The organism is Hymenobacter sp. CRA2 (genome assembly GCF_002007105.1).
Lineage (GTDB): Bacteria > Bacteroidota > Bacteroidia > Cytophagales > Hymenobacteraceae > Solirubrum.
The window spans coordinates 157,733-182,264 of sequence record NZ_MVBC01000005.1 but is presented as its reverse complement, the minus strand read 5'-3'; the positions used below and the strand labels follow the sequence as shown (position 1 = coordinate 182,264).

Annotated in this window: 22 protein-coding genes; 15 read left to right on the top strand and 7 right to left on the bottom strand. The window is 62.1% G+C overall.

Going from position 1 to position 24,532, the window contains the following annotated elements; all coding sequences use genetic code 11:
* Positions 1–32 precede the first annotated feature (32 nt).
* Positions 33–530, top strand: a complete 498-nt coding sequence (locus tag B0919_RS10360; RefSeq protein WP_078012182.1) for a hypothetical protein — start codon at positions 33–35, stop codon at positions 528–530.
* Positions 531–628: 98 nt separating this feature from the next.
* Here the strand turns inward: B0919_RS10360 and dnaA are convergent, their stop codons facing one another.
* The 4 genes from dnaA to B0919_RS10340 form a co-directional block, all read right to left on the bottom strand.
* The gene (gene dnaA, locus B0919_RS10355) at positions 629–2,239 is read right to left on the bottom strand and encodes a chromosomal replication initiator protein DnaA (protein ID WP_078012180.1); all 1,611 of its coding nucleotides are present in this window, start codon (positions 2,237–2,239) and stop codon (positions 629–631) included.
* 133 nt (positions 2,240–2,372) lie between these two features.
* On the bottom strand, positions 2,373–3,311 hold the full coding sequence (locus B0919_RS10350; RefSeq protein ID WP_078012179.1) for a bifunctional metallophosphatase/5'-nucleotidase: 939 nt from the start codon (positions 3,309–3,311) through the stop codon (positions 2,373–2,375).
* Between the two features lie 116 nt (positions 3,312–3,427).
* A complete protein-coding gene (locus tag B0919_RS10345) occupies positions 3,428–4,180 on the bottom strand; it encodes a 5'-nucleotidase C-terminal domain-containing protein (protein WP_078012178.1) in 753 nt (250 codons plus the stop codon).
* A 30-nt stretch (positions 4,181–4,210) separates the two neighbouring features.
* Positions 4,211–5,440 (bottom strand): porin family protein, encoded by a 1,230-nt coding sequence (locus tag B0919_RS10340; RefSeq protein ID WP_078012177.1) that lies wholly within the window; start codon positions 5,438–5,440, stop codon positions 4,211–4,213.
* 337 nt (positions 5,441–5,777) lie between these two features.
* Between B0919_RS10340 and B0919_RS10335 the strand changes: the two genes are divergently transcribed.
* Both B0919_RS10335 and scpA read left to right on the top strand, forming a co-directional pair.
* Positions 5,778–7,601, top strand: coding sequence for a methylmalonyl-CoA mutase family protein (locus B0919_RS10335; RefSeq protein WP_176132984.1), 1,824 nt, complete (start codon positions 5,778–5,780; stop codon positions 7,599–7,601).
* 166 nt (positions 7,602–7,767) lie between these two features.
* A complete protein-coding gene (gene scpA, locus B0919_RS10330) occupies positions 7,768–9,960 on the top strand; it encodes a methylmalonyl-CoA mutase (RefSeq protein ID WP_078012175.1) in 2,193 nt (730 codons plus the stop codon).
* Between the two features lie 61 nt (positions 9,961–10,021).
* On the opposite strand, the gene B0919_RS24705 is transcribed toward scpA, so the two are convergent.
* Entirely contained in the window at positions 10,022–10,687 is a 666-nt protein-coding gene (locus B0919_RS24705; protein WP_139362047.1) for a hypothetical protein, read from the bottom strand.
* Positions 10,688–10,964: 277 nt separating this feature from the next.
* Here B0919_RS24705 and B0919_RS10325 point away from each other — a divergent pair, with 277 nt between their 5' ends.
* The 3 genes from B0919_RS10325 to B0919_RS10315 all read left to right on the top strand — a co-directional run bounded on the left by B0919_RS10325 (position 10,965) and on the right by B0919_RS10315 (position 13,503).
* The gene (locus tag B0919_RS10325) at positions 10,965–12,053 is read left to right on the top strand and encodes a DUF4062 domain-containing protein (protein ID WP_078012173.1); all 1,089 of its coding nucleotides are present in this window, start codon (positions 10,965–10,967) and stop codon (positions 12,051–12,053) included.
* Between the two features lie 62 nt (positions 12,054–12,115).
* Positions 12,116–12,433, top strand: a complete 318-nt coding sequence (locus B0919_RS10320; RefSeq protein ID WP_078012172.1) for a hypothetical protein — start codon at positions 12,116–12,118, stop codon at positions 12,431–12,433.
* A 350-nt stretch (positions 12,434–12,783) separates the two neighbouring features.
* Positions 12,784–13,503 (top strand): hypothetical protein, encoded by a 720-nt coding sequence (locus B0919_RS10315; RefSeq protein WP_139362046.1) that lies wholly within the window; start codon positions 12,784–12,786, stop codon positions 13,501–13,503.
* A gap of 535 nt (positions 13,504–14,038) precedes the next feature.
* Here the strand turns inward: B0919_RS10315 and B0919_RS10310 are convergent.
* Complete coding sequence (locus B0919_RS10310; protein WP_078012170.1) at positions 14,039–14,311, bottom strand: DUF4242 domain-containing protein; 273 nt, start codon at positions 14,309–14,311, stop codon at positions 14,039–14,041.
* A gap of 647 nt (positions 14,312–14,958) precedes the next feature.
* Complete coding sequence (locus tag B0919_RS10305) at positions 14,959–16,155, bottom strand: SDR family oxidoreductase (protein WP_078012169.1); 1,197 nt, start codon at positions 16,153–16,155, stop codon at positions 14,959–14,961.
* 474 nt (positions 16,156–16,629) lie between these two features.
* Between B0919_RS10305 and tssD (B0919_RS10300) the strand changes: the two genes are divergently transcribed.
* From tssD (B0919_RS10300) to B0919_RS10265, 9 genes are all read left to right on the top strand, one after another.
* Positions 16,630–18,072, top strand: coding sequence for a type VI secretion system tube protein TssD (gene tssD / locus B0919_RS10300; protein WP_078012168.1), 1,443 nt, complete (start codon positions 16,630–16,632; stop codon positions 18,070–18,072).
* A gap of 88 nt (positions 18,073–18,160) precedes the next feature.
* A complete protein-coding gene (locus B0919_RS10295) occupies positions 18,161–19,078 on the top strand; it encodes an ankyrin repeat domain-containing protein (protein WP_176132982.1) in 918 nt (305 codons plus the stop codon).
* A 123-nt stretch (positions 19,079–19,201) separates the two neighbouring features.
* Positions 19,202–19,594, top strand: a complete 393-nt coding sequence (tssD, locus tag B0919_RS10290) for a type VI secretion system tube protein TssD (protein WP_078012166.1) — start codon at positions 19,202–19,204, stop codon at positions 19,592–19,594.
* A gap of 7 nt (positions 19,595–19,601) precedes the next feature.
* Positions 19,602–20,009, top strand: a complete 408-nt coding sequence (gene tssD, locus B0919_RS10285; protein WP_078012165.1) for a type VI secretion system tube protein TssD — start codon at positions 19,602–19,604, stop codon at positions 20,007–20,009.
* A 43-nt stretch (positions 20,010–20,052) separates the two neighbouring features.
* Positions 20,053–20,949, top strand: a complete 897-nt coding sequence (locus tag B0919_RS24700; protein WP_139362045.1) for a glycoside hydrolase family 19 protein — start codon at positions 20,053–20,055, stop codon at positions 20,947–20,949.
* A 6-nt stretch (positions 20,950–20,955) separates the two neighbouring features.
* Entirely contained in the window at positions 20,956–21,387 is a 432-nt protein-coding gene (locus tag B0919_RS10275) for a hypothetical protein (RefSeq protein ID WP_078012164.1), read from the top strand.
* A gap of 52 nt (positions 21,388–21,439) precedes the next feature.
* Entirely contained in the window at positions 21,440–21,619 is a 180-nt protein-coding gene (locus B0919_RS24695) for a hypothetical protein (protein WP_139362044.1), read from the top strand.
* Between the two features lie 196 nt (positions 21,620–21,815).
* Positions 21,816–23,639: a type VI secretion system Vgr family protein gene (locus B0919_RS10270; protein ID WP_078012163.1), complete on the top strand. Its 1,824-nt coding sequence runs from the start codon at positions 21,816–21,818 to the stop codon at positions 23,637–23,639.
* 11 nt (positions 23,640–23,650) lie between these two features.
* Positions 23,651–24,481 (top strand): hypothetical protein, encoded by an 831-nt coding sequence (locus tag B0919_RS10265; RefSeq protein ID WP_078012162.1) that lies wholly within the window; start codon positions 23,651–23,653, stop codon positions 24,479–24,481.
* Positions 24,482–24,532: the final 51 nt, after the last annotated feature.

Sequence of the window (24,532 nt, the reverse complement as noted above, 5' to 3'; positions counted from 1 at the left end):
GTAGTTTTGTCGCCTCCCCGCCGTTTTTGCCTATGCCCTCATCGTATACCCGCATCGGGCTGCAGCCCGCCAACACCTCCCGCGTCCCGTTTTTCGGCCAACTCGTGTTCGGCCTGGTGGCCGTAGCTTACCCCCTGCTCTCCATCCTGGGCGACCCGAACCGCACGCCCGGCGTGCTGCGCTACCTCGACTGGATGTTTCTCGGCCTGGCCGTGCTCTACATCTTCTACATCATGGTGCAGAACCTGCCCTTGTTCGGCACCCAGACCTACCTGGAAATCACGCCGTCCTACCTAGTGCACAAGCCCGGCCTGTTCATCGGCAAGCAGCCCTTCGAAGCCAAGGACATGCGTGCCCTGCTGTTGGAGCCGCGCCAGCTGTTGCTGCGCATGCAGGACGGCACCAGCTACTCGCTGAACCTGCGTCAGGTACGCGGCAAGCGCCGCCGCCAGCAGCTGCGTTCCATGCTCCAGGATTTCGCCCAACACAACAAGCTGGACTTCGAAGAGCGGACCACCTCGGAGCTGTAGAAGTTAGAACCAGAAATAAGAACTGAGCGCTTGGAAGTCGTTCTGGATTGATTCCAGTTGAACGACTTCCAAGCGCTCAGTTCTTATTTCTCTACGGTCTACTTACCCCCGGTAAACTTCTTGCGCAGCTCCTGAATGGTGGTGCGGAAGGTTTTGTCGGAGTCGATGAGGTCCGATACGGTCTGCACCGAGTGAATGACGGTGCTGTGGTCGCGGCCGCCGAAGTGGTAGCCGATGCTCTTGAGCGAGTGATTGGTGTGCTCCTTGGCGAAGTACATGGCCACCTGCCGGGCCGTTACCACTTCCTTTTTGCGGGTTTTAGCCTTCAACAAGTCCACCGGGATGCTGAAGTGCTCGGCCACGGTTTTCTGGATGAAGTCCAGGTTGACCTCCGCTTCCACATCCTCGATGATGTGGCGCAGGGCCTGCTTGGCCATTTCCAGGTCGATTTCGCGGCGCGTCAGCGAGGATTGCGCAATGAGCGAAATCAGTACACCTTCCAACTCGCGCACGTTCGTCTCGACCGAGTACGCGAGGTACTCCACCACCTGCGGCGGAATATCGATGCCGTCGGCCTGCATCTTGTTCATGATGATGGCCACGCGCGTCTCAAAGTCCGGGCTCTGCAAGTCGGCGGTGAGGCCCCACTTGAAGCGCGACAGGAGGCGTTCCTCGAACCCCTTCAGCTCCCGCGGTGGCACGTCGGAGGTCATGATGACCTGTTTGCCGGCTTGGTGCAAGTGGTTGAAGATGTGGAAGAACATTTCCTGCGTCCGGTCTTTGCCAGCCAGAAATTGCACGTCGTCCAGGATCAGAATATCGACCAGCAGGTAAAAGTTGCCAAAATCCTGTACCGAGTTGGTTTTCAGGCTTTCGATAAACTGGTTGGTAAACTTTTCCGCCGACACGTAGAGCACGAATTTGCCCTGCGCGTGCTCCTTGATGTGGTTGCCAATGGCCTGGACCAGGTGCGTCTTGCCCAGCCCTACCCCGCCGTAAATCATCAGCGGGTTGAAGCTCGTGGTGCCGGGCTTCTGCGCCACGGCCCAGCCGGCCGAGCGTGCCAGGCGGTTGCACGAGCCCTCGATGTAGTTCGTGAACGAGTAGTTCTGGTTGAGCTGTGAGTCGAGGTAGCTGCGGTCCGTCACGGAGCGCACCTCGAAGGGGTTGCGCAGCGGCGGCGCGGCGGGCGCTGCCGTAGCAGCAGCAGCCGCATTGGCTGCCGGGTTGGGCGTGGTTTGCCGCTTGGGGTACGGGTTGCCCGCGTTGCCGGCGTAGGCCGGGCCGCTGGGCAGGTAAGGCGTTTGGTTGCCGGTGCCCTGGCCGCCATTGGGCTGCTGCGGCGCCATGGGCCGCACCTGTGCGGCCGTGGGCGTGTTGGCGGGTGCACGGTGCGCCGCGCCACCGCGCGTAGCCGGCAGGTTCACGGTGCGGGGCCGGGCCTGCTCGTTGCCCTGGTCCACCACGATGGAATACTCCAGCTGCCCTTCTGAGCCCAGTTCCTGCACAATGGCCTTCTTCAGCACATCGACATAGTGCTCTTCCAGCCACTCGTAAAAGAACTGGCTGGGCACCTGAATGATGAGCAGGTTGCCCTGCAAAGCCACCGGCACAATGGGCTCAAACCACGTGCGGAAGCTCTGTTCCCCAACGCTGCTCCGGATGACGCGCAGGCAGTTAACCCAGACTGTACGGCAATCCTTGTGCATTAAAATCTAGGCTGCGCAGGCGGTGTGGGGATAGGAACGGGCAGAACCAGCCGAAACCGGGTTTGGGTACCCGGTTTCGGCAAAGGGGAGACAAAAATGTGGAAAAGTCGGCAGAGCGCCAAACCGATTTCCGCTAGCCTAACGCTGAAGCGTTGATACTCAGTGCATCAGCCGCAGCGACACTTTTTCGGCCGGTGGCGCGGTCGAAGACGTAATCGATGCGGCCGAGCTTGATGCCGGACCAGCCCACCTGGTTCACGAGGGTGCGGTGGCCCTGCGGGCCTTCCACTACCGTCGGGGTATCGAGGAAGGTGTGGGTGTGGCCGCCGATGATCAGGTCGATGCCCGGGGCACCGGTCGCCAGTTTGTGGTCATCCACTTTGCTGCTCTCGTACTTGTAGCCGAGGTGCGAAAGGCAAATGACCAGGTCGCACTTCTCGGCGCCGCGCAGGTGCTGCACCTGCTCGCGGGCCACGGCCACGGGGTCGAGGTACTTGGTGGCGCCGTAGTTCTTATCGGAAATCAGCCCGGCCATTTCGATACCCACGCCGAACACGCCGATGCGCACGCCCTGCTTCTCAAATACCTTATAGGGCTGAAAACGGCCTTTCAGCGGCGTCTGGGAGAAGTCGTAGTTGGCAACGAGGAAGGGGAACTGCGCGTGGGGCAGCTGCTTCACCAAGCCTTCCAGCCCGTTGTCGAAGTCGTGGTTGCCCAGCGTGGCCGCGTCGTAGTGCATCTGGCTCATGAGCTTGTATTCCAGCTCGCCGCCGAAGAAGTTGAAGTACGGCGTGCCCTGCCAGATGTCGCCCGCGTCGAGCAGGAGCACGTTGGGCTGCTCCTGCCGGATTTTGGCCACCAGCGCGGCCCGGCGGGCCATGCCGCCCTCATCGGCCCACTGCGCCGAGCCCTTGGGAAAGGGGTCGATGCGCGAGTGCATGTCGTTGGTGTGCAGAATGGTAAGGTGCACCTGCTGACCGGCCGCGGCGGCCGACGAAATCAGGCCCGGCCCCAGCAGGCCCAGCCCGGCGGCGCCCCACGCTGAAGATTTTATGAAGTCGCGACGGTTCACTGCGTCGAATGTGGTAATGTGAGAAATGTGGGTTAATGCGCTGATGCCTTAATGCGCTGAGGTACTAACTCCGTTCAGGTTTATTAGCCACCTCAGCGCATTAAGGCATCAGCACATCAGAATTTAACCCGGTTTTCGGCCTTGGCTTCCACGGGCTTGCCGGCTTTGGTGAGCTGGCGGATGTGGTCGTTGAAGGCGGTGCGCAGCAGCACATTGGTGTGGCGCGGGGACAAGGGACGGAAAAAGTCCAGCTTGTCGCCGCCGCCAGCCAGGTAGTCGGAAATGGCAATGGTGTAGGTGCGCGACGCATCGAAGGGCGCCTGGCCAATGCGGATGTCGGTGGGTTTGCCATCCGCGGTAGCCGTGTAGGTAGCACCCGACACGGCCATGTGAATGGGCGCGGCGTAGTTAAAGAGCTGCTGCACCACCGGGCCGGGGGCGTCGAGCACCACCAGCTCGTTTTCGAAGGGCATCAGCTCAAACACCGAGCCCACAGTGATGTTGCCGGCCGGCAGCTCGGCGCGCAGGCCGCCGTTGGTCATCACCCCCAGGTCGATGGGCTGGCCCAGCTCCTTGGCGGCTCGCTCGCGCTGCACGTCGCCGGCAAAATTGGCCAGCGGCGACTCACCGGAGTTCTTGCGAATGGCGACGGGCGCGCGGCCAATCACCTCGTCCATCTGTTCCTTTACTTTCTGGCGGTAAGGCGCCACCACGGCCTCCACCTGCGGATCGGTGGGCTGGGCGGCGCTGACGGTGGGGGCCGTAGCGGTGGGCGGCCCCTGCAGCTGGTAGCCGCTGCGCTGGCACGCCGGCAACACTAAGCCGGCGGCCAGCAACAGTCCCAGGCTACGATTCAGGAATGCATTCATGCCGCAAAGGTACGGCGCGGAACGCGAGGGTTACTTGGTCAGGTCGTAGCTGAGCAGGCCGAAGATGCGCGCAACAGTCGTCGACGTACCTACAACGGTCGAAAAACCATTGCTGCGCTCGTAGCGCGCCTCCACACTCAGTTTGCGGGCGCCTTCCCGGCCGATGCGCACGCCTACTCCACCGGCAAAAGCTTGCTCGAACCGGCGAATGGAATTGTCTATTGCCAGCGTTTCCAAATGGTAGGTAGGGAACAGTCGCAGGTCTGTCTCTTTTTCCAGCGCCATTCCCAGGGTAATGCCGGCCTGCACGTAGGGCCGCACCAATCCTCGCTGGAGGGAATAGCGCAGCAGCACCGGCACCCGGACGTAGCTGAAACTTGTCTTTTGGCTGGCCGGCGCCGGCGAGGTGCTCGTACCCCACGAAGAATACAGGTTGTAGCTCTGCGCGTGGTATTGACCCTCTAGCTGAAACGACAGCTTTTCGCTAACTGCGGGGATGCTGAAATTCATCCCCAACCCAACGACAGGCTTCAACGAGCCTTTATATTCCCCATCGCTGCTATACGCGCTTTCCTTAATGGTCAAAGTACTAGTGCCCGCGCCAGCCGTCACCGTGAACGTTGCGTGAGCTTTCGGCCGCTGACGAACTGATCCGCCCTTCATCACACTGCCGCTCATGCACTCATTGTAGCGGGCCGCGGCGCCGGCCAGCGCGCCGCTGGAAAAGGGCAACTTGCTTAAGTGCCCCTGCACGTCGGGGCAGGCGCTGAAGGCGGCGGCCAGCATGTTGCGGTAGATGGGCTGCTCCTGGTCGAACATACGGCCGTCCGCATCTTTTACCCGCACGGTACGCTTCACGAGCTCGGCCACGGGCTCGGTGCCCAGGCTCAGGTAGTAATGCTCACGGTCCTTTTCGTCGCGCAGGCTGTAAACACTGGCTTTGCCGACTGCTAGTACCTCCAGGAAATAGCGCTGACGGCGGTTGCTGCTGTCGGCCACCACCTCGTGGCTTTCGTAGGCGCGGCTGCCCGGAAAACCGTAGCCGCGCAGCTGCTCGGGCTGATACTCAGTCACGGCGCCGCTGGCCGACGGGCGGAAACGCGCCAGCCGGCTGCTGCGCTGGGCGCCGCGGTAGTCTACCTCGCCGCGCAGCGTGTCGCCAGCGGGCTGCACGATGTAACCGGGGCGGAAATCGGATTGGGCCTGAACGGCCAGGGCTGAACCTACGCAGAGCAGCCCGGTGAGTAGCGTGTGCTTCACTATAAAAAAGGAAAGAAGGAAATGCGGAGCGTTGGGTGCCCGCCGCGTCGGGGTACAGTGGCTGGCAGCCCGAGGGGCGGAAAGCGGATTATTAAGGGCTAACAGAGTGATACCGGGCCAAGCGCCCTGGCATAGCAGCGGAAAAAATGATTGGATATCGACGAACAATAAAAACCCGTATCAGGCCTGGTTGCTTACTGGCAATCCGGCAAAGCTACGCAGCCTCAGCCGCTTCATGAAATGCCGCGGTGCCTCGCGCGGCCCTCTTGCCCAAAGGCGGTATCTTGCGGGCACCGATGCGGGCCCTTTTGGCCCGTCTGCCGCCTGTTGCTTAGCTATGTCCGACAGCCCACGTCCCGCCCCTGTTACCTTTTCCGAGTTTGAGCCGCTGACCACCGACGCGTGGCAGGAGCGGATTCGCCGCGACCTGAAGGGCGCCGACCCCACCGGCCTGCAGTGGCACACGCCGGCGGGCCTGACCCTCGAGCCCTTTTACCACCGCGAGGCGCTAACGGCGCTGGGCGACGCGCCCACGCCCCAGGTGCGCCCCGGCCGCCGCGTGGCCCCCAACTCCTGGCGCAACATGCCCACGCTGCTGGTGCTGGCTGAGCAGGACGGCCGCGCCGCCGTGGACCACGCCGCCCGGACCCTGCAAACCGGTGCCGACGGCATTCATTTCGACATCACCGAGCCGGAGCGCTTCGACCTGGGCTACCTGGCCGCTACCCTGCCCTTGAGCAACGGCGTGTTCGGCTTCACGGTGTGCCGCCACCCCGAGGAGTTTCTGCAGCGCCTGCTCGAAGCCACGGCTGGGGTGCAGCTCCGGGGCTTTCTGCGCTACTCGCCCGGGCAGGGCACCTCACCCGATGACTACGCCATGCAGACGCATGCCATGCTGCGCTGCCTGCAGCTGACGCGCCACCTGCCGGAGTTCTTTCCGCTTTCCATCAACGGCAGCTTCTTCGGCAACCGCGGCGCCACGGCGGTGCAGGAGCTGGCCTACGCGCTGAGCATTGCCGCGTCGTTTTTCGACAACCTGGTGTCGGCTGACCAGGACGTGGACGCCACGGCCGTAGCCTCGGCCCTGCACTTTCACGTGAGCGTGGGCCCCAGCTACTTCACCGAAATGGCCAAAATCCGGGCGCTGCGCCGCCTCTGGGGCACCATGCTGCACGCCTTCGGGGTGCGGCCGGAAGTGGCGGCCACGCTGCGCATTCACGCTACCACCTCCTCCTGGACGCAAACCACGCTGGACCCGCACACCAACATGCTGCGCGTGACCACCGAGGCCATGAGCGCGGTGCTGGGCGGCGCTGATTCCGTGTCCGTCACGCCTTACGACAGCCTGTACGCCGAGCCCAACGAGTTTTCGGCCCGCATTGCCCGCAACGTGCCGGTGATTCTGCGCGAAGAAGCTCACCTCGACCTGGTGGCCGACCCGGCCGCCGGCTCCTACTTCATCGAGACGCTGACCGACCAGCTGGCGCAGGAAGCCTGGGCCCTGTTTCAGGAAACCGAGGCGGCCGGCGGCTTCCTCATCACGCGCGGCAAGGTGATGGAGAGCATCCGTCTCAAGACCATGGACCAGTTCCGCCGCATTGCTACCGGCGAGGAGGTCATCGTGGGCACCAACCGCTTCCAGAACCTGAAGGAGCAGTTCACCTTCGACCCCAAGCACCTGCTGCGCAGCCGGCAGTTTGACACCGCGCGGGCGGCCTACCCCTCGGAGGTGCTGCGCCTGGCCACGGCCATGCACTTCATCCGCAAGGAGCAGAAAAAGAAAAAGGCGGCCGTGGTGCTGCTCGGCACCGATACCATTCAGCAGATCTACGACTCCTTCGTGCGCCTGCTGCCCGCCGACCAGCGCCCGGCCATGACGGAGGTGCCGCCCCGCGGCGCCTTGTCGCTGCTGTTTTCCTCGCCCGAGGAAGCCACGCTGATGTCGGCTCACCCGGAGCAGTTCCAGCAGTTTGCCGACTTCATCCGCAACCGCCCCCAGGACAGTGAGGAAGACGGCGCCCAGCTTCAGCACGAAGCCCCCGTGCTGCTGGCCTGCGACCTGCCCACTATGCAGGACGCGGTGAAGTACTTTGGCTTCAAGGAATTTACCGTGTCGGGCTACAGCACGGATGATGTGCTGGCCCGCTTGCAGGGACGGTAGTACGAGATAATAAAGAACGTCATGTCGAGCGCAGTCGAGACATCTCGCGTGCTGATGTCTGATAGTAAACTCAACGAGCAGAATACTATCCAGCGAGATTCCTCGACTGCGCTCGGAATGACGGGCAAGAGGCAATTCAGCACCGTTCCCAGCGCCCCCTACTCCCATGAAACCCGACTTCTCCCATATTCCCTACAACGCCGCCCCGCAGCCCGCGCTGCCGGCGCAGCCTACTACCAGCGCCACGCCCGAGGGCATCGAGGTAAAGGCATTCTACACCGCCGCCGACGTGGCCCCGCTCGACCACCTCGGCTTCGGGGCCGGGCAGGCGCCTTACCTGCGCGGGCCCTACAGCACGATGTACGTGCAGAACCCCTGGACCATTCGCCAGTACGCGGGCTTCAGCACGGCCGAGGAATCGAATGCCTTTTACCGCCGCAACCTCGCCGGCGGGCAGAAGGGCCTGTCCGTGGCCTTCGACCTGGCCACGCACCGCGGCTACGACTCCGACCACCCGCGCGTGGTGGGCGACGTGGGCAAGGCCGGCGTGGCTATCGACTCGGTGGAGGACATGAAGATTCTCTTCGACCAGATTCCGCTGGACCAGATGTCGGTGTCGATGACCATGAACGGGGCGGTGCTACCGGTGCTGGCCTTCTACATCGTGGCGGCCGAGGAGCAGGGCGTGGCGCCAGAGAAGCTGGCGGGCACCATTCAGAACGACATTCTGAAGGAGTTCATGGTGCGCAACACCTACATCTACCCGCCCGAGCCGTCGATGCGCATCATTGCCGACATCTTCAGCTACACGGCCCAGAAGATGCCCAAGTTCAACAGCATCAGCATCTCGGGCTACCACATGCAGGAAGCCGGGGCCACCGCTGATCTGGAGCTGGCCTACACCCTGGCCGACGGCGTGGAATACGTGCGCGCCGGCATCAAGGCGGGCATGACCATCGACCAGTTCGCGCCGCGCCTGTCCTTCTTCTGGGCCATCGGCATGAACCACTTCATGGAAATTGCCAAGATGCGCGCCGGCCGCCTGCTCTGGGCCAAGCTCATCAAGCAGTTTGGGGCCGAAAACCCCAAGTCGCTGGCTTTGCGCACGCACTGCCAGACCTCGGGCTACTCGCTCACCGAGCAGGACCCGTTCAACAACGTCACGCGCACCGCCGTGGAAGCCCTGGCCGCGGCCCTGGGCGGCACCCAGAGCCTGCACACCAACGCCCTGGACGAGGCCATTGCCCTGCCCACCGACTTCTCGGCCCGCATTGCCCGCAACACCCAGCTCTACCTGCAGCACGAAACCGACATCACCCGCGTGGTGGACCCCTGGGGCGGCTCCTACTACGTGGAGACGCTCACCCACGAGCTGGCCGACAAGGCCTGGGCGCTCATCCAGGAAGTAGAACAGCTGGGCGGCATGGCCAAGGCCATCGAAACCGGGCTGCCCAAGCTGCGCATCGAGGAAGCCGCCGCGCGCAAGCAGGCCCGCATCGACTCGGGCAAGGAGGTCATCGTCGGCGTCAACAAGTACAAGGTGGACGAGAAGACCGACATTGAAATCCTCGACATCGACAACGCCGCTGTGCGCGAGTCGCAGATTGCCCGCCTGAACCGCATCCGCGCCGAGCGCGACAACGCCGCCGTGCAGCAGGCCCTGGTGGCCCTGACCGAAGCCGCCCGCTCAGGCGCGAATGAGGAAGGAAGAACGAAGAAGGCAGCTGGCAACGAATCTTCCTTGGTCACTCCTCCTTCTTCCTTAGACAATAATCTATTGGCCCTGGCCGTGCAGGCCGCCCGCCTGCGTGCCACCCTGGGCGAAATCTCCGACGCGCTCGAAACCGTCTTTGGCCGCCACCAGGCCACCATCCGCACCGTCTCGGGTGTGTACTCCGCCGAAATGGACTACGACCAGGAATTTGCCAAAGCCCGGCAGCTGGCCGACGAGTTCAGCCAGAAAGAAGGCCGCCGCCCCCGCATGATGGTGGCCAAAATGGGCCAGGACGGCCACGACCGCGGCGCCAAAGTCATTGCCACTTCCTTCGCCGACGTGGGCTTCGACGTGGACATTGCCCCCCTGTTCCAGACGCCCGAAGAAGTAGCCCGCCAAGCCGCCGAAAACGACGTGCACGTCGTGGGCGTGTCCTCGCTGGCCGCCGGCCACAAAACCCTCATTCCCCAGCTCATCGACGAGCTGGCCAAGCTCGGCCGCGAAGACATCCTCGTCATTGCCGGCGGCGTCATCCCCGCCCAGGACTACCAGTTCCTCTACGACGCGGGCGTCACCGGCATCTACGGCCCCGGCACCGTCATTGCCGTGGCCGCGCAGGAGATTTTGCAGAAGCTGGGGGAGTAACCACAGCTTGCCTAGCAAAAAGGCTCGGGTTTACCGAGCCTTTTTGTTGGTGTCTATGCGGTTAGTACTTCGCAACAGTATAGGTGCTGTCAATCTGTTTTGTATACAGTTGCCCTCCTCTCGCCTCAATCCTTGATTTTGTCACCGTGATGCCTCTGCCAATTGGGTCCATCACGCCGCCTTGTTGCTCAGGATGCGCATAAACGAAATCGGACAATTCTTTGCGCCGCACAAAGGAAACTGGTGTTACCTGAGTACTGCTCCACTCTTCTTTTCCTCCCGCCTCGTCATAATGAACAGCCAAAGGGGTTGTTGCGACGCATTTTCCTGCTTGGTCTAAGAGCAACAGATGCAACGAAGCGAAAATGGTATTGAACTCGGTAATTTCCGCTAAAACTACTGCACGCTGACCGCCAACGGGAAGCAAGCTACAGCGGTGGTACGTGGTTACAGTATCCAATACTTCATTCGGTACAAAACGTGAGTCTGAAGCAGCAAGGAAACTTTTGACAAGCAATTCATCGGCTTTAGGCAACGCCCGCAGACTATCCAGGAAGCTCTCGAAGCTATCAATCCGGGCAAGAGAGAAGTTCACTGGCTGGAACGCAACAGCTCGTTGTGATTCAATTGGCTTTTCCTGACTCTGCTCCGCTCCGCATGAACATAGGGCTAGAAGCCCTAGTAGTCCGCAAATACTTGCAGCGCCTAGCTTGGAAGAAATACCCATTAGCTTAAGTCTACGCGTCTGCACCTTCCGCATAAGAGTTGCTCAGAATAATACAAATAAAGTAAAGGCAGGTTCAGCTCTACCCCAAGTCCGTTCAATTGCTCGAAGCTGTAGCAAAAGCATTGTATAAGTACCGCTTCGCTTCATACCTTGCTGCTTTGAGCCCCCTTAGTTCCTCTACGAGGCCGGCGTGACCGGCATCTACGGCCCCGGCGCCGTCATTGCCGTAGCCGCGCAGGAGGTTCTGGGGAAGTAAATTTAACCAAATTCACACCAAATGAAGCCTAGAGTTTTTATTAGTTCAACCTACTATGACCTCAAATACGTCAGGGAAAACCTCGAACATTTCATAAAACAGTATGGATTTGACTCTGTATTATTCGAGAGTGGAAATGTAACATTTGAGCATGGAAAAAAGCTAGATATATCTTGTTATAACGAAGTTGATTTATGTCAATTAATGATTTTGATTGTAGGAGGAAGATACGGAAGCGCTTCTTCCAATGAAAGCCAAGCAAAAATAAGAAAAAAATATGACGAACAATATATAAGTATAACCAGAAAAGAATTTGAAACAGCTCAAAAGAATGGCATACCTATATTCGTATTCATCGACAAAAATGTGCACAGTGAATATCAAACATTTAAAAGAAACGAAGAGATATTTAATAGCTTAAAAAAAGATTTTGAAAAAAAACACAAGCATCAAAAAGACGAGAAATACTTTGACTTCGCATATGTAGATTCAACTAATGTATTCAAATTTATTGACGCAATTATTCATCTTCCGACTAAAACCTTTGAAAAATCAGAAGAGATAATTGAATATTTAAGAAGCCAGCTTGCAGGAATGTTTTTCCTCTATCTAGACCAGCTAAAGAGGGAATCCACGAATAAAGAAATATTAAGCTCAGTAACGGAACTAAATAATGCCGTATCTAAGATAGATATCATAATTGAGGCATTAGGAAGACAAGTAATAGAAAAAGACAAACTCAAAGAGGTTGAAGAAAAACAAAGACAGATAGAAGAAAAGAGCTTCTTAGACGCTCTAACATTATTTATGGGCCAAATAAAAGAAGGCATCGACAGCACCGATCTATTAGATAACACAGAAGCCGAGCAGCTTGCAAAAGCATTAATTAACGATTTTTTCAATAAAGATTTTCAAAACTACGAATCTCTAATAAAAACCTTAAAATTAATTTTACTTGATTTGCCATTTCATGAGAGACTAACCATCGCCCCAAAAATATATTCCATGCACCGCACTTATAACAACATCATTAAACCATTATTAAACACCCAAGCAAGGAGAAATGAGTTCAAAAAGCAGCTTGAATCACGTTTAGAGTTACCCTTCTAAACAAGTACTAGCCGGCCCGCCACCCCAGCGGGTCGGCTTCTTTTCTACTCGCCCACCGCTCCATGTACAAAGACCTCACCCCCGCCCAGCAGCAGCTATCCGACTACATCAGCGGCCTTTCCCAGCGGTGCTTTCACGGCGCGGAGTGGATTATGAACATAGAATACGTGGCCTGGGACGCCCTCACTAACGGGCCGCGGCGGTTCGGGTGGAGCAGTATTACGGCGGAGGATATTCAGGAGCTGCTGCGGCTGGCGCGGGCGGCCGGGGCCTGGGTGATGTTTGACGACGCGACGCGGGAAACGGCCGTGCCGCTGGCCCAGTGGCCCGCCGTGTTCGATCAGGCGCGGGGGCGCAACCGGGAGCTGCTGGACGGCTAACAGCTGGCCGCGTCCGTAGGTACCGAGCCGTGCGGGTGCGTGGGCCGGGCGCCAGCTTCTTCCGCACCTCTCTCCTGCCCGCGTGCCCTTCCGGCTGCTCCTACAGCCGCGCCCGCCGCTCCGAAGCAGCTTCCCGGGCTTCCGCAGGGTCTTCCCGCCGCTCCGCAGCGGCTTCCCGGCGTTCCGAAGGCTTTGCCCGGGCTTCCGAAAGGTCTTCCCGCCGTTCCGAAGGGTCTTCCCGAGCTCGGGAACAGGCTTCGGAACGGCGGGAAGACCTTTCGGAGGTCGTTGGTGATGTGGGCGAGATGCGGTATTATTAGCAGAGTTTAACCTTCTTTATTTCAACCCTTATGAGTAAGTCAGAAGTACGCGTGTATTCCGAACCTGATGCCGACATGCGCCAGCGCATGCGCACCATGCACGGGCATTTCCTCACCGATGCGGCCGCTTTCGCCGGCTTCAACCCCGACCTGAACGCGGCCTTTGCCGGCGCGTGGCTGGCGGCCATTGAGGCGGCCGACGCGGCTACGCCGGGGAGTGTGCGCGTGGGTGAGCTGAAAGAGCAGACCGCCGCCGTGGACGAGGTGATGGAGCAGGCCCGCCAGCAGGTGCAGCAGCTGTATTACTACGTGGGGCAGGCCTTCCCCAGGAACGCCGGCCGCCTGGACCAGTACGGCAAGAAACACTACGACCGGGCCCGCGACAGCCACGAGCAGATGCGCGCCCTGCTGGACATGGCCGTGCAAGCGGCCGAGCGCGACGAAACGGCGCTGGCGGCCAAGGGCTACGCGGCCACCAAGCGCCTGGCCCTGCAAGCCCTGAGCACCCAGCTCACCGCCACCAACACCAGTCAGGAGCAGAAAAAGGGCAGCAACAAGGAAGGCGGCGACGAGTACCTGGCGCTGCAGAACGCGGCCTTTGGCTACGGCCAGCAGGTGAGCGGGGCGGCCAGGGTGCTCTTCGCCGAGGGCACCACCAAGCGCCAGCTCTACCGCCTCTCCGACGCCGACGCGGCCAAACGGGCGGCTAAGAAGTCATCCGGTACCCCTGGCCCGCTAGCCCAGGGCTAAGCTGCGCGCAGCCCGTTACCCACTCGATTACCCCTATTGCTACGATGAAAAAGCCGGGCGCCCCCGGCTTTTTCTATGCCCGGCGCGTTCCTTCTCCCCCTTCCGCTGTGCCGCTGCACTAGTTGAGCGGGCGTTTCCGTCGTCGGGGCGGCGGCCAGCCTGGCCGGGGTTTGGGCCTGGGTCGCCCCGGCCGTCAGCCAGGCGCCGGCAAGTAGTACTAGTTTGGTCATGGTGAAGGGTATTGAAAAAAGAAAACAACGACGCTTACTGCCCAAACGCCAGGCAGACCACCTGAGCACGCGCACCGGTTCTCCCCTCTGGCATCTTTAGGCGGTCCGGCAGCCGCGGGGCGGGCGGGCCGGCAGTTCAGGGCTTGGTGGCGGTTGCTTTATTGTCTGCGCTGCCTAGCCACGGCGGCGGGGCAGCCAGGTAGCATTCGGTGCCAGCGGGCAGAAGCCGGCGGCGCCTCGATGCCCAACCGCGCTGTGGCTGTTTGAGCTTCAGGGCGCCGCCACGGGCAGGCTTATAGTCTTGCTTACTCCGCCGTTACGGGGTCGATGACGCGGGCCACCCGGTTCACGGCATTTGCCGGGAAGCCGCCTTGTTTCGCGTGTTCCCGAATCATGTCTTCGTTGGGAGCATTGTAGACACAGTATATTTTGTCGGCCGTCACGTAGCTGTTTACCCACTGTATTTCGGGGCCCATATTCCGAAGTACCCCGCAGGAGGTCTGCGAAATGGCTTGCAGCTGCTCGGCGGAGAGCTGACCGGCGCCGGGAATTTCCCGCTCGATTACATACTTAGGCATGGCCTTCTACTGTTTGGTTTACCTACTCGTAAGGCTTTTCGGACCCGCCCCGTTTTTTTACCTGTTGGCTGGCCTACAGGGTCATACCCGGCCACGTGGGTTTCAAAGCGGTTGGCGGCAGCAGCGGCTTCGTTTCTTCATCCTCTTATCCGCCACCCACTGACGCTACGCCTCCTTGCCCCGAGCCGTGATGAGGTATATAATATACCGATTATTAGCAATGAGCCCATAATGTTACCCGTCAGCGGTACGAATAGCCTATGCAGCTTGGCCCCCCGACCAAAGCTTAATCGACCGCCTCACGCCTGACACGAGCATTTAGCAATCAGCTTCGCGGGACTGGGCGGCCACTCCCGTCGGCAGGCTTGGTTTTGAGCAAAGCCTGACCGGTAGCATGGGACATTTGTTGGCGGTGGGCCTACCCGACATGGCAAGCAGCCAGGCCAGGGTATCGCCCAATGTGCAGGCATGGGTACTCCAGGGCCTGGCGCAGTTTGTCGGCGGGGCCGAATAAGTAGCGCGCGGGTGCCGGACGGCGCCTGCCAGCTGCCTCTGCTAGCGACCTGCTCAGTACGCCCAGCCAACAGAAAGCGTCCGCGCCGTGTACAAACGGCGCGGACGCTTTGCATTCAGCGGGTGCCCGCCGGCTACAGGCCGCTAGGCGTGGTCGGTGGGGTCAGCGAGGGAGCTTCCACATCCTGCGGATTGGGCAGGCCGGCGTCACGCAGGGTCCTCACATCGCGGCCCGTACCGGGGTTGCCCGATACCATCTGTGGTGTCTGGCCGGTGGTGGTGTCGGCAGAGGAGGCAGCGGGCGTCACAGGCGGCGTGGCCGGTACAGAGGTGCGCCGGCGGCCCAGCCACCAGGTAGCGGCGCCGGTGGCAGCGGCCAGCAGGGTGGCCGTGAGCACCGGGTGGCGGTTGGCGCGGGTGTAGAGGGAGGTCTTCATCACGTAACCGGGATGGTCGCCGTGCACCTGTCCATCCTGCCCGGGCTGGTGCAGGGCGCCGCGCGGGTTACGGGGCCGCTCGTCGCGCTTCTGCTCTTTCACCATCACGGTTTCGCTGAGCTTGTCCATGGCCCGGGGCAGGTGCTTGCTGAATGAACTCATGACCTTGCCGCCACCGCCGACGAACACGTCGCGCTCCGGGTGCGCAGCCGCGTGCAGAATGGCCTTGGCTACCTCCTCCGGCGCGTAGACGGGCGGCGGCAGCTTGGGCTCCTCTTTCATGTAGTTGCGGGCGTGCTGGGGAAAGGGCGTGTTGATGGCGGCCGGCTTGATGAGCGTCACCGACACGGGCGCGCCTTCTTCCTCCAGCTCCATGCGCAGCGCATCGGTAAAGCCCTTCACGGCGTGCTTGCTGGCCGAGTACATGCCCTGTAGTGGCAGGGCCACGTCGGAGGCCACGCTGCCCACGTTGATGATGGCCCCGCCGCGGTTTTTGAGTTGGCGGGCAGCCGTGAGCGAGCCGTAGACCACGCCCCAGTAGTTGGTGTCGAACAGGCGGCGGTGGTCTTCGTCGCTGCCTTCCTCCAGGCGCCCCCAGATGCTCACGCCCGCGTCGTTGATCCAGGTATCGAAGCCGCCGAAGTGCTCCACGGCCGTTTCGGCAATGCGCGCCACGTCGGCCTGGCTGGCTACGTCGGCGGCCACGGCCACGACCTGGTGGCCGTGCGCCCGCAGCTCTTCTTCGATGCGCTGCAGCTCGGCGTGGTTGCGGGCAGCCAACACCACCTTGGCACCCTGCGCGGCCGCCATCTGGGCCGTCAGCAGGCCGATGCCGCTGCTGGCGCCGGTGATAACGAGGATTTGTTGCTTAAGAGGCTTGAGCTTGGTTGCCATGCGTCAGGGGGTTTACTCAGTGAAATTCCGCGGGGCTTTGCTTATGGCCGGGGTCAGGCTAGCCGCCGCAGCCGTAAGCAAAGCCATACGCAGAGCCTGCTCAGGGGATATAGCCCAGCTACCGGCTGATGGCCTCTGCTCAGGCCGCAACCGAGAGTTGCTCGACGCCTAACGACTCCATGGCGCAGCGCCCACGCTCCGCAGAGCTAGAGCGCGCAAGGACGGGTTTGTAGGAGCTTTGATAGCGGCTCTGATTGGGGCCTGCTTGGGGAGCCCCGCAGCGGCCTGACCCATCAAACCCAGCCGCTACGGCAGAGTTTTGCCGCTGCCGATGCGCTTTTTCGGAGAGCCTTGCCGTTGTAGTTAAACGGCACCGTGGTAGTATTCCGTAGTAGCCCGGTGCGTCTATATTGGCTAGCCTGCCTATATTGGCTGCGGCAACCCCGTTCTATTTTCCTCTAAAACAGTACGGTTATGGCTTCTTTTTATGCGGAGTTGTACGTTGAAGGGCGTGTGTACCCGGTGTTGCGCTGCAGCCTGGAGTTCAACCAGGCCACGCGCGAACGAGGTCGGGTAGCGGGCCGGGTCCGCCACGGGCCGCTGCAAGTGCTGCTGGACGTGCCCGACGACGACACCTTGGTAGCCTGGGCGGCCGATCCGCACAAGAAGCTCGCCGGCCACCTCATCTTTTTCGACACGGCCCGCCTGAGCCCGCACGAGTCCATTGAGTTTGCGCAGGGCGAGTGCGTGCGCTACCAGGAGGATTTTGAGCCGGACGGAACCCCGACGGGTGCTTACCAATGCACCATTCTGATAACGGCTCCGCAGTTCGTGCTCGGCAACGGCTTTCCGGCCGCCGCGCCGGAGGCTTTACCGCGGCAGCTGGCCGCAGCCGCGGCCGGCCCCACGCCGCACCTGGCCGCGCAGCTGCAGGAAGTAGTCGAATCCAAGGCGGAGCGCTACCAGAAGCGGTTGCGCCTGATCCGGGCAGGCCAGCAAAAACTGGATACGCTGACGGCCCCTGCCCTACCCGCGCTGGCGGCAGTAGACGAGGCCCCCGCGGCCCGTGGTCCGCTGGCCCGGCTGGGCTCGGCCCTGGGCCTGCGCGGCGGTGCCGCAGCCTCTCCCGCCCTGACGCCCGAAGAGCTGCTGCAGGCCAACCGCGCCACGCTGGGCACGGCGGTGCAGCGCCTGGCCTTCAACAACGTGGCCGTGGAACGGGCCCGGCTCAGCGCCCACGCCTACGCCTTTACCACCACCAACGTGGACGGCACGCTGGTGCCGGAGTTTACCCGGCCCGTACCCGAAGGCTGGGCGGTGGAACGCGTATGGGACGACCCCGACACCGGGTTTGCCGCGGCGCTTTACCGCAGCAGCTTCGAGGAGCCCAACGCGCAGGTACTGGCTTTCCGGGGCACCAACCCCACCGAAATGGGCGACATCAAAGCCGACGTGTTGCAGGCGCTGGGCCGGCGCACCGAGCAGTACGACCAGGCCATTCTGCGGGCGCAGGAAGTGGCTACGGCCAACGACGGCGCCGTCGACATTGTGGAAGGGGCCATGCAGGTGACCGGGCATTCGTTGGGTGGCGGGCTGGCCTCGGCGGCGGCTATGGTGGCCAACGTGCGCGCCTACACCTTCAACGCGGCTGGCTTGCACCGCAACACCGTGGCAGCCTACGGCATCACGGCCGAGGACTTTGCCGCCAAGCAGCACCTGATCGAGCACGTGTATTCCAGCCAGGACCCACTCAACTGGGTGCAGAACCACATGGGCGGGCTCATTCCCAAAGCCGCCGGGACGCAGCAGCACGTGCTGCCGCAGGCCGGCTTCCACCCCATTCAAGGCGTAGTCGACGCCATCGAAAAGCAGAAGGATGAGGATACGGCCACTATCCGGCGCTTTACGGCGCCCTGACGCGGCCCGCCGGCTGCTGTGCCTGCTGGCCTTCTGCCTTTGTCTGCTTTCCGGTTGCGTCGCCCAAGCGCCTTTTGTTGCGAAACCCATGCCTACCAAGAATCCTGAAACCTACTTCGCCCCACCCGAGCTAGCCGCCGCCCGCGCCATTTACCGCGGCGACGCGGCGGGCACGCGGCAGGCCGTGACGACTCAGCACATCAACCCGAACTACGTCAGCCCCCAGGGCATGACGCTGCTCATCTTCGCGCTGGCCAACCGCCAGCACGCCTGCGTGCAGGCCCTGCTGGAGCTGGGCGCCGACCCCAACCTGCCTACCCGCCTCGGCGGCACCAAGCTCACCCAGCCCGTGGCCCTGGTCGCCGGGGGCGAAGACACCGAGCTGCTGCGCCTGCTGCTGGCGGCCAAGGGCGACCCCAACAGCAAGGAAGGCGACGAAACGGCCATCTCCCAGGCCATCCACGGCCGGCGCTTCGAGCACCTGCGCCTGCTGCTCGACCACGGCGCCGACCTCAACGCCGTGGAAGGCAATGGCATGACGCCGGTGCTCATGCTGGCCGTCTTCAACCAGTTTGAGCAGGTGGCCTACCTCATCGAGCGCGGCGCCGACTTCCGCAGGCCCTCCAACTCCGGCGCCACGGTGGCCTATATCGTGCAGGACCACGTGCTGACCGACCACAACAGCGAGGCTTACCAGTGGCAGCAGCGGGTGCGCCGCCTGCTGGAGGAGCGCGGCGTGCAGTTCCCGGTGCCCAACCCGGCCGCGGCCAACGGCCAGAAGCGCAACGAGGTAGCCCGCTACCGCCAGCAGTGGCTGCAGCAGCCGGAGGGCCGCGGCTGGCGCGCCCGCATCGACGCGGCCGGCAACGACACCGACCGGTTCCGCCTGCGCCTCGACGCCCAGCGCGCCTTTCACCAGTGGCTGCAGACGCAGCTGCCCCCCGACCACGAGCTGGTGCAGTACGAACTGAAGCGCAGCCAGATTACTGGTATCGAAGGATTTTAGCACCGACCATCCACCTACAGAAAACAAACAGCGCGTCATCTCCGCCAGCCCGTCAGGTCCCGGCTTCGCTCGCCACTCCAGACTGGATTGACGTAAGTATTCATCCCTCTTCCCCGTCCGATTATGTCATTTAGCGCCGAATTACACCTTGAGGGCCGCACCTACGCCGTGCGCCGCTTTGGCTGGGCCATCGGGCAGGCCACCGACGCCGTGGGCCGGCCCGAAGCCCGCGTGCAGGGCGGACAGCTGCGCATCGAGCTGGACTCGCAGCCCGACGACCTCATCCACCACTGGGCCCTCGACGACACCAAGCAGATGAGCGGCTCCATCACGGTGCTCTACTCCGATGTGCGGGCCGTGCGCAAGACCATTGCCTTCGCCGATGCCTACTGCATCGGCCTGCGCAAGGTGTTTGACGCTTCTACCTCGGCCCAGAACATGACCATGGCCCTGTCCTTGTCGGCCGACCGGCTCACGGTGGGGCCGGTCGAAATCAACAACCACTGGCCCAAATAACCCGCGCATGGCTTCCTTCCACGGCATTCTTCACCTCGAAGGCCAGCAGTACCCCCTGGAGCACTGCAGCTACGAGTTCACGCAGTCGACGGACCCGCGCGGCCGCGCCACCACCAAGGTGCAGGGCGGCTTCATCAGCCTCACGCTGGTGGTGCCCGACGACGACGCCCTGCTGGCCTGGGCTGCCGACCCGCACAAAAAGCTCAGCGGCCGGCTCACCTTCAACGCCATCGACCAGGCCGTGACGCACGAGGAAGTCAGCTTCGAGCAGGGCTTCTGCGTGGCCTACGAGGAGGTCTTTGCGCCGGGCCCGAACTACGGCCCCACCTCCTACTTCTGCACCCTGCAGATTGCGGCCGGCTCCCTGTCGCTGGGCGTAGCCACCAAAGACCACCGCTGGGCGCAGAGCCGCTGAGGCCTTTCTGCCCGTTGAAGTTGCGCTATTTGCTTTCTGGCTTATGGAATACCGCGTCGTTCTGAAGAACCCGTTCAAGCGGGCCGAGGTGCTGCGGCAGCTGTCGGGGGCCGCGCCGGCGAGCCTGTGGAACCCCACGGGCAGCACCGAGCTGCTGCGCCCGTTTGGCGCCGATACGTTTGCGTTTGCCCTCACGCCGCCGTTGCCCGGGCAGTCTTTGGGGTTTGCTCCGGGCCCAGCGCCGACCTACGAAACCGCCGACTACGCCCTGTACTTCGTCTCGTCGCGGGGCGGGCAGGAAAAGGACTATTATGCTGTCGACCAGCGCATGCTGGTGTACGACCGGCAGGTGAGGTGGGCGTACTGGGAGCCCACCGTGGCCACCGACGAACTGACCGTGACGGCGGCCCAGCTCAAGCTCATCTGCCCGGACGCGAGCATGGCCAACATCAACAAGCACATCACTCCGCTCAACGAAACCATGCGCAAGTACCAGATCAATACGCGGCTGCGGCAGGCGCATTTTCTGGCGCAGGTGGCCAAGGAAAGCGACCATTTTGCCACGGCCCGCGAGTACCACGACGGCTCGAACTACGAGGGGCGCGCTGACCTGGGCAACACCCAGCCGGGCGACGGTAAGCGGTTTCGGGGGCGGGGGCTGATTCAGCTGACCGGCCGCGACGTATACGCCGCCTACGGCCGCTACCTCGGCAAAAACCTGACCGAGGGCACCAACATGCTGCTGGTGGAAGAAGAGCCGTACGCCTCGGATGCCTCGGGCTGGTTCTGGCTGATTTACAAGAAAGGCAAGGACATCAACGCCCGTGCCGACCGCGACGACGTAGTGGCCGTGACGCGCGCCGTAAACGGTGGGCAGAACGGCCTGGCTGACCGGCGGCGCTACACGGAAAATGCCAAAAAGGCCTTCGGCATTCAGTAAACGCTCATGCCCCAGCTGTTGAACCGTACCTTGTGGTGGCTCTGCACCGCCTTGCTGGCCCTGCTGCACGTGCAGTGCCAAGGGCAAAGCAAACCGAAGTCTGCGCCCGCGTCGGCGGCAGCGCCGTACCAGCAGCTCCTGCTGGGGCGGTGGCAGTCGTTGAGCGACCCGAGCTTCGTGCTGCGCATCACGGCCACGGCGTACATCGAAGAATACAAAGGCGAAAAACCCAGTTCCTTGCACTATCAGCTCACCGACGTTTGCCGCTGCAATCCGCCCGCTGCCGCGCTCAAAGCCGACACCAAGCGGCTGCTCGTGACGTACGAGGACTCGCCCGCCGATTGCTACTGCTACTCCATCGACCGCGTGGATAAGCAGTATCTTACCCTGCTCTACATCGGCCGCGGCAACGCCTTACGGTTCAAGCGGCTGCCCTAGGGCAGCATTTGCGCCCTCCTCTGCCACGCCATACCAACGCCTCCTCTCCCCTATGAAAACAACTCTCTGCTCATCCTGCCCGAACGCCCCCGCGCCGCCATTGAACCGCAGTGGCCGGGCCAGCTGCCGCGACACGCGGCCCCGCCTCTCCCTGCTGCCCGCCACGGGCCCGGCGCCCGCCCTTCGGCAGGGCCCTGCGCAGGATGCGTATTATCGTCAGCGGCTCAGCTAAGACTACCCCAAGAACCTGTAGGCCCCGCCAAAACGGCTTTTTGCCCTGCTGCAGAACACTCACTCCGTCCCGGCCCGGGCACTGGAACCAGTGCTTCTACAGCCGAGCTTCGCGGCCCGTGGCGAACCGTTGGCCGGTTCTTACAAGCCGAATCCTACTACATTGGCATTGTCCATCGTTTTAACAATCAACTGTTATGGCGCGTCAGGTAAAGTTGATCATCCAGCCGAAAGACAGCTCGGCGCCGTTGTCGGAGTACAACTACGTGCGCATTTCCCAGGATTTGCACACGCACCACTCCTTCGAAATCAGCGTGCCCTTTGACTACCTCGAAAGCCGCAAGGCGGGCTTCATGCAGAAGGCCCACCGCGAGCTGGTGGGCAAGCCCATTGCCTTCTCGCTCACGCCCGACGCTACCGGCACCGGCAGCAAGTTCGCCTTCACCGGCTTCGTGACGGACCTGGTGGTGGCCAGCGACAACGACTACACCGGCAGCTTCCTCATCCGCGGCTACAGCCCCAGCGTGCTACTCACCGACGGCGTGCAGAAGCGCACCTTCGTGAATCAGACGCTCGACGGCATTATCGGGCAGGTGCTGCAGCCCTACAAGGCCAATCTGCTGCCCACGAGCAAGAACCTGAAGAGCAAGGGCCCGCTGCCCTATGTGGTGCAGTACAACGAAAGCAACTTCGACTTTCTGAACCGCCTGATGGCCGAGTGCCACGAATGGTTTTTTTACGACGGCACCAAGCTGCAATTCGGCTTGCCCGAACAGAGCGGCACGGTGCAGCTGGAAATGAACCGGCACTGGAGCTCCTTCCAGCTCGAAGCCGCCATCCGGCCCGCCAAGGTGGCCCTGCACAGTTACGACCCCGCCCAGCACCAGCACTGGGACGGCACCAACCCCGCCACGGCCAATGGCATCGGCTCGAACCAGTACGCGCAGTTTGCCCTGCAGACGGCCAACGACGTCTTCTCCCAGCCCTCCCACGCTCGCCCGCCCCTGCCCGCGCAGAGCCGCAACGAGGTGGAGGACGCTGCAAAATCTGCCGGCGCAGCCCTGGCGGCCGGTTCGCTCGTGTTTCGCGGCCGCAGCGAAAACCCCGACCTGCGCCTGGGCACGCTCATCGATGCCTCGGCCGAGGGCCTGGGCAGCGACAACCTGAACGTGGACAGCTTGGGCAAGTACCGCATCGTGAGCATCAGCCACGACGTGGACTACACCGGCAACTACACCAACTCCTTCACGGCCGTGCTTCACTCCCTGGAGCTGCCCCCCGCTAACCCCAACGTGCGCCCCCAGCCCGGTTTGCCGGAGCTGGCCGAGGTTATTGACGTGCAGGACCCGCAGAAAATCGGGCGGGTGCGGGTGCGCTACTACTGGCCGGTGGAGAAGCCCACCAACGCCGAAAGCATCTGGCTGCGGGTGCTCACGCCCTACGCCGGCGACGGAAAAGGGCAGCTGTTTACGCCCGAAGTCGGCTCGCAGGTGCTGGTGCACTACGAGCAGCACCGTGCCGAGCAGCCGGTGGTGCTCGGCAACCTGTTTCACGCCCAGAACAAGCAGGGCGCCAAGTACACCAACCCGCAGAACAACCTCAAAGGCATGCAGACGGCGGGCGGCAACAAGTTTGTGATGTCGGACACGCAGGGTGAGCAGAAAATCCTTATTTCCAACTCCAACAACAAGGGCACGGCTATCGAAGTCGGCTTTAAGGGCGACGGCAGCGTGAGCATCAAGAGCAATGGCCCCATCAGCCTGACGGCCGGCGGCAACATCACGCTCACGGCCACCAAGGACATCACGCTGACGGCCGAAAACGTGACCATCAACGCCAAAAAGAAAATCACGAAGACGGCCAAGGAAATAGCCATGACCGGCAGCGACAAAGTCGACATGAACGGCAAGGCCACCTCCATTCAGGCCGGCGACACAATGAAAATTGCCGCCAACTCCTCGCTCGACGTCAACGGCGGCAGCAAGGCCAGCATCAGCTCGGGCCGCACCAAGATTCACTAAGTCCGCCATTTATGTCGTTGCCCCTCGCCCTGGCCCTGCAGGAACCGCGCACCTACGAGCTGAAAACCACCTCGCAGATGCGCATGAACCAAAAGGCCGAGCAGAACACCTACCACACCACGGCCCGGCAGACGCTGCTGGAGCGCAAACCCAACAATACCTACCGCCTCAAGCTGGAAGTGCTCAGCTTCCGCGTCGACAACCCGACCTTCTTCCACCAGCTGGCCACCGACCTGAACCAGGTCAGCAACACGCTGGTGGTGCAGACGGACCTGTACGGCCGGCTGGAGCGCATCGAAAACAAGCCGGATATGCTGCGCACCTGGCAACGCATCAAGCCCGACGTGGTGCGCAAGTACCGCGACTATTTTCCCAAGACGTTCTTCGAGTCGTTTGAGCAGAACCTGCGGGCCGAGGGCGTATTCGAGAAAACCCTGCGCCACAAGGGCCTGCACGGCGTGCTGCTCAGCGGCCTCTACGGCTACGGCTACGCCCCCGACGCGCCCGTGCCCGGTACCCGGGTGCTGGAGCAGTTCATTAACCAGGTAAGCCTGCCCTTGCAAACCAGCACCCGCGCCGCCGAGCCCGCTACGCCCGGCCACCTGGCGTTGGAAGTAGAAGGCGGCCTGCACGAAGCGGCCTTCCGCGACGACGACCTGCGCCGCCTGTTCCGCACCATGGCAGATAACCCGCTGCTGCGCGTGGATATGCAGGCCACCTGCCAGGAACGCTACGAGCTGGACGCGGCCGGCTGGCTGGTGACGGCCCGGCAGCAGCTGCGCGCCGAGGTGCCCGGCATCTACCTCAACGAAGTTGAGCATGAGCTACAAACCGTGAGCTAGCATGCCCGGCGGGCTGCTTTTTGACCTTTTCCGCTCCATTCCCTCCTACCA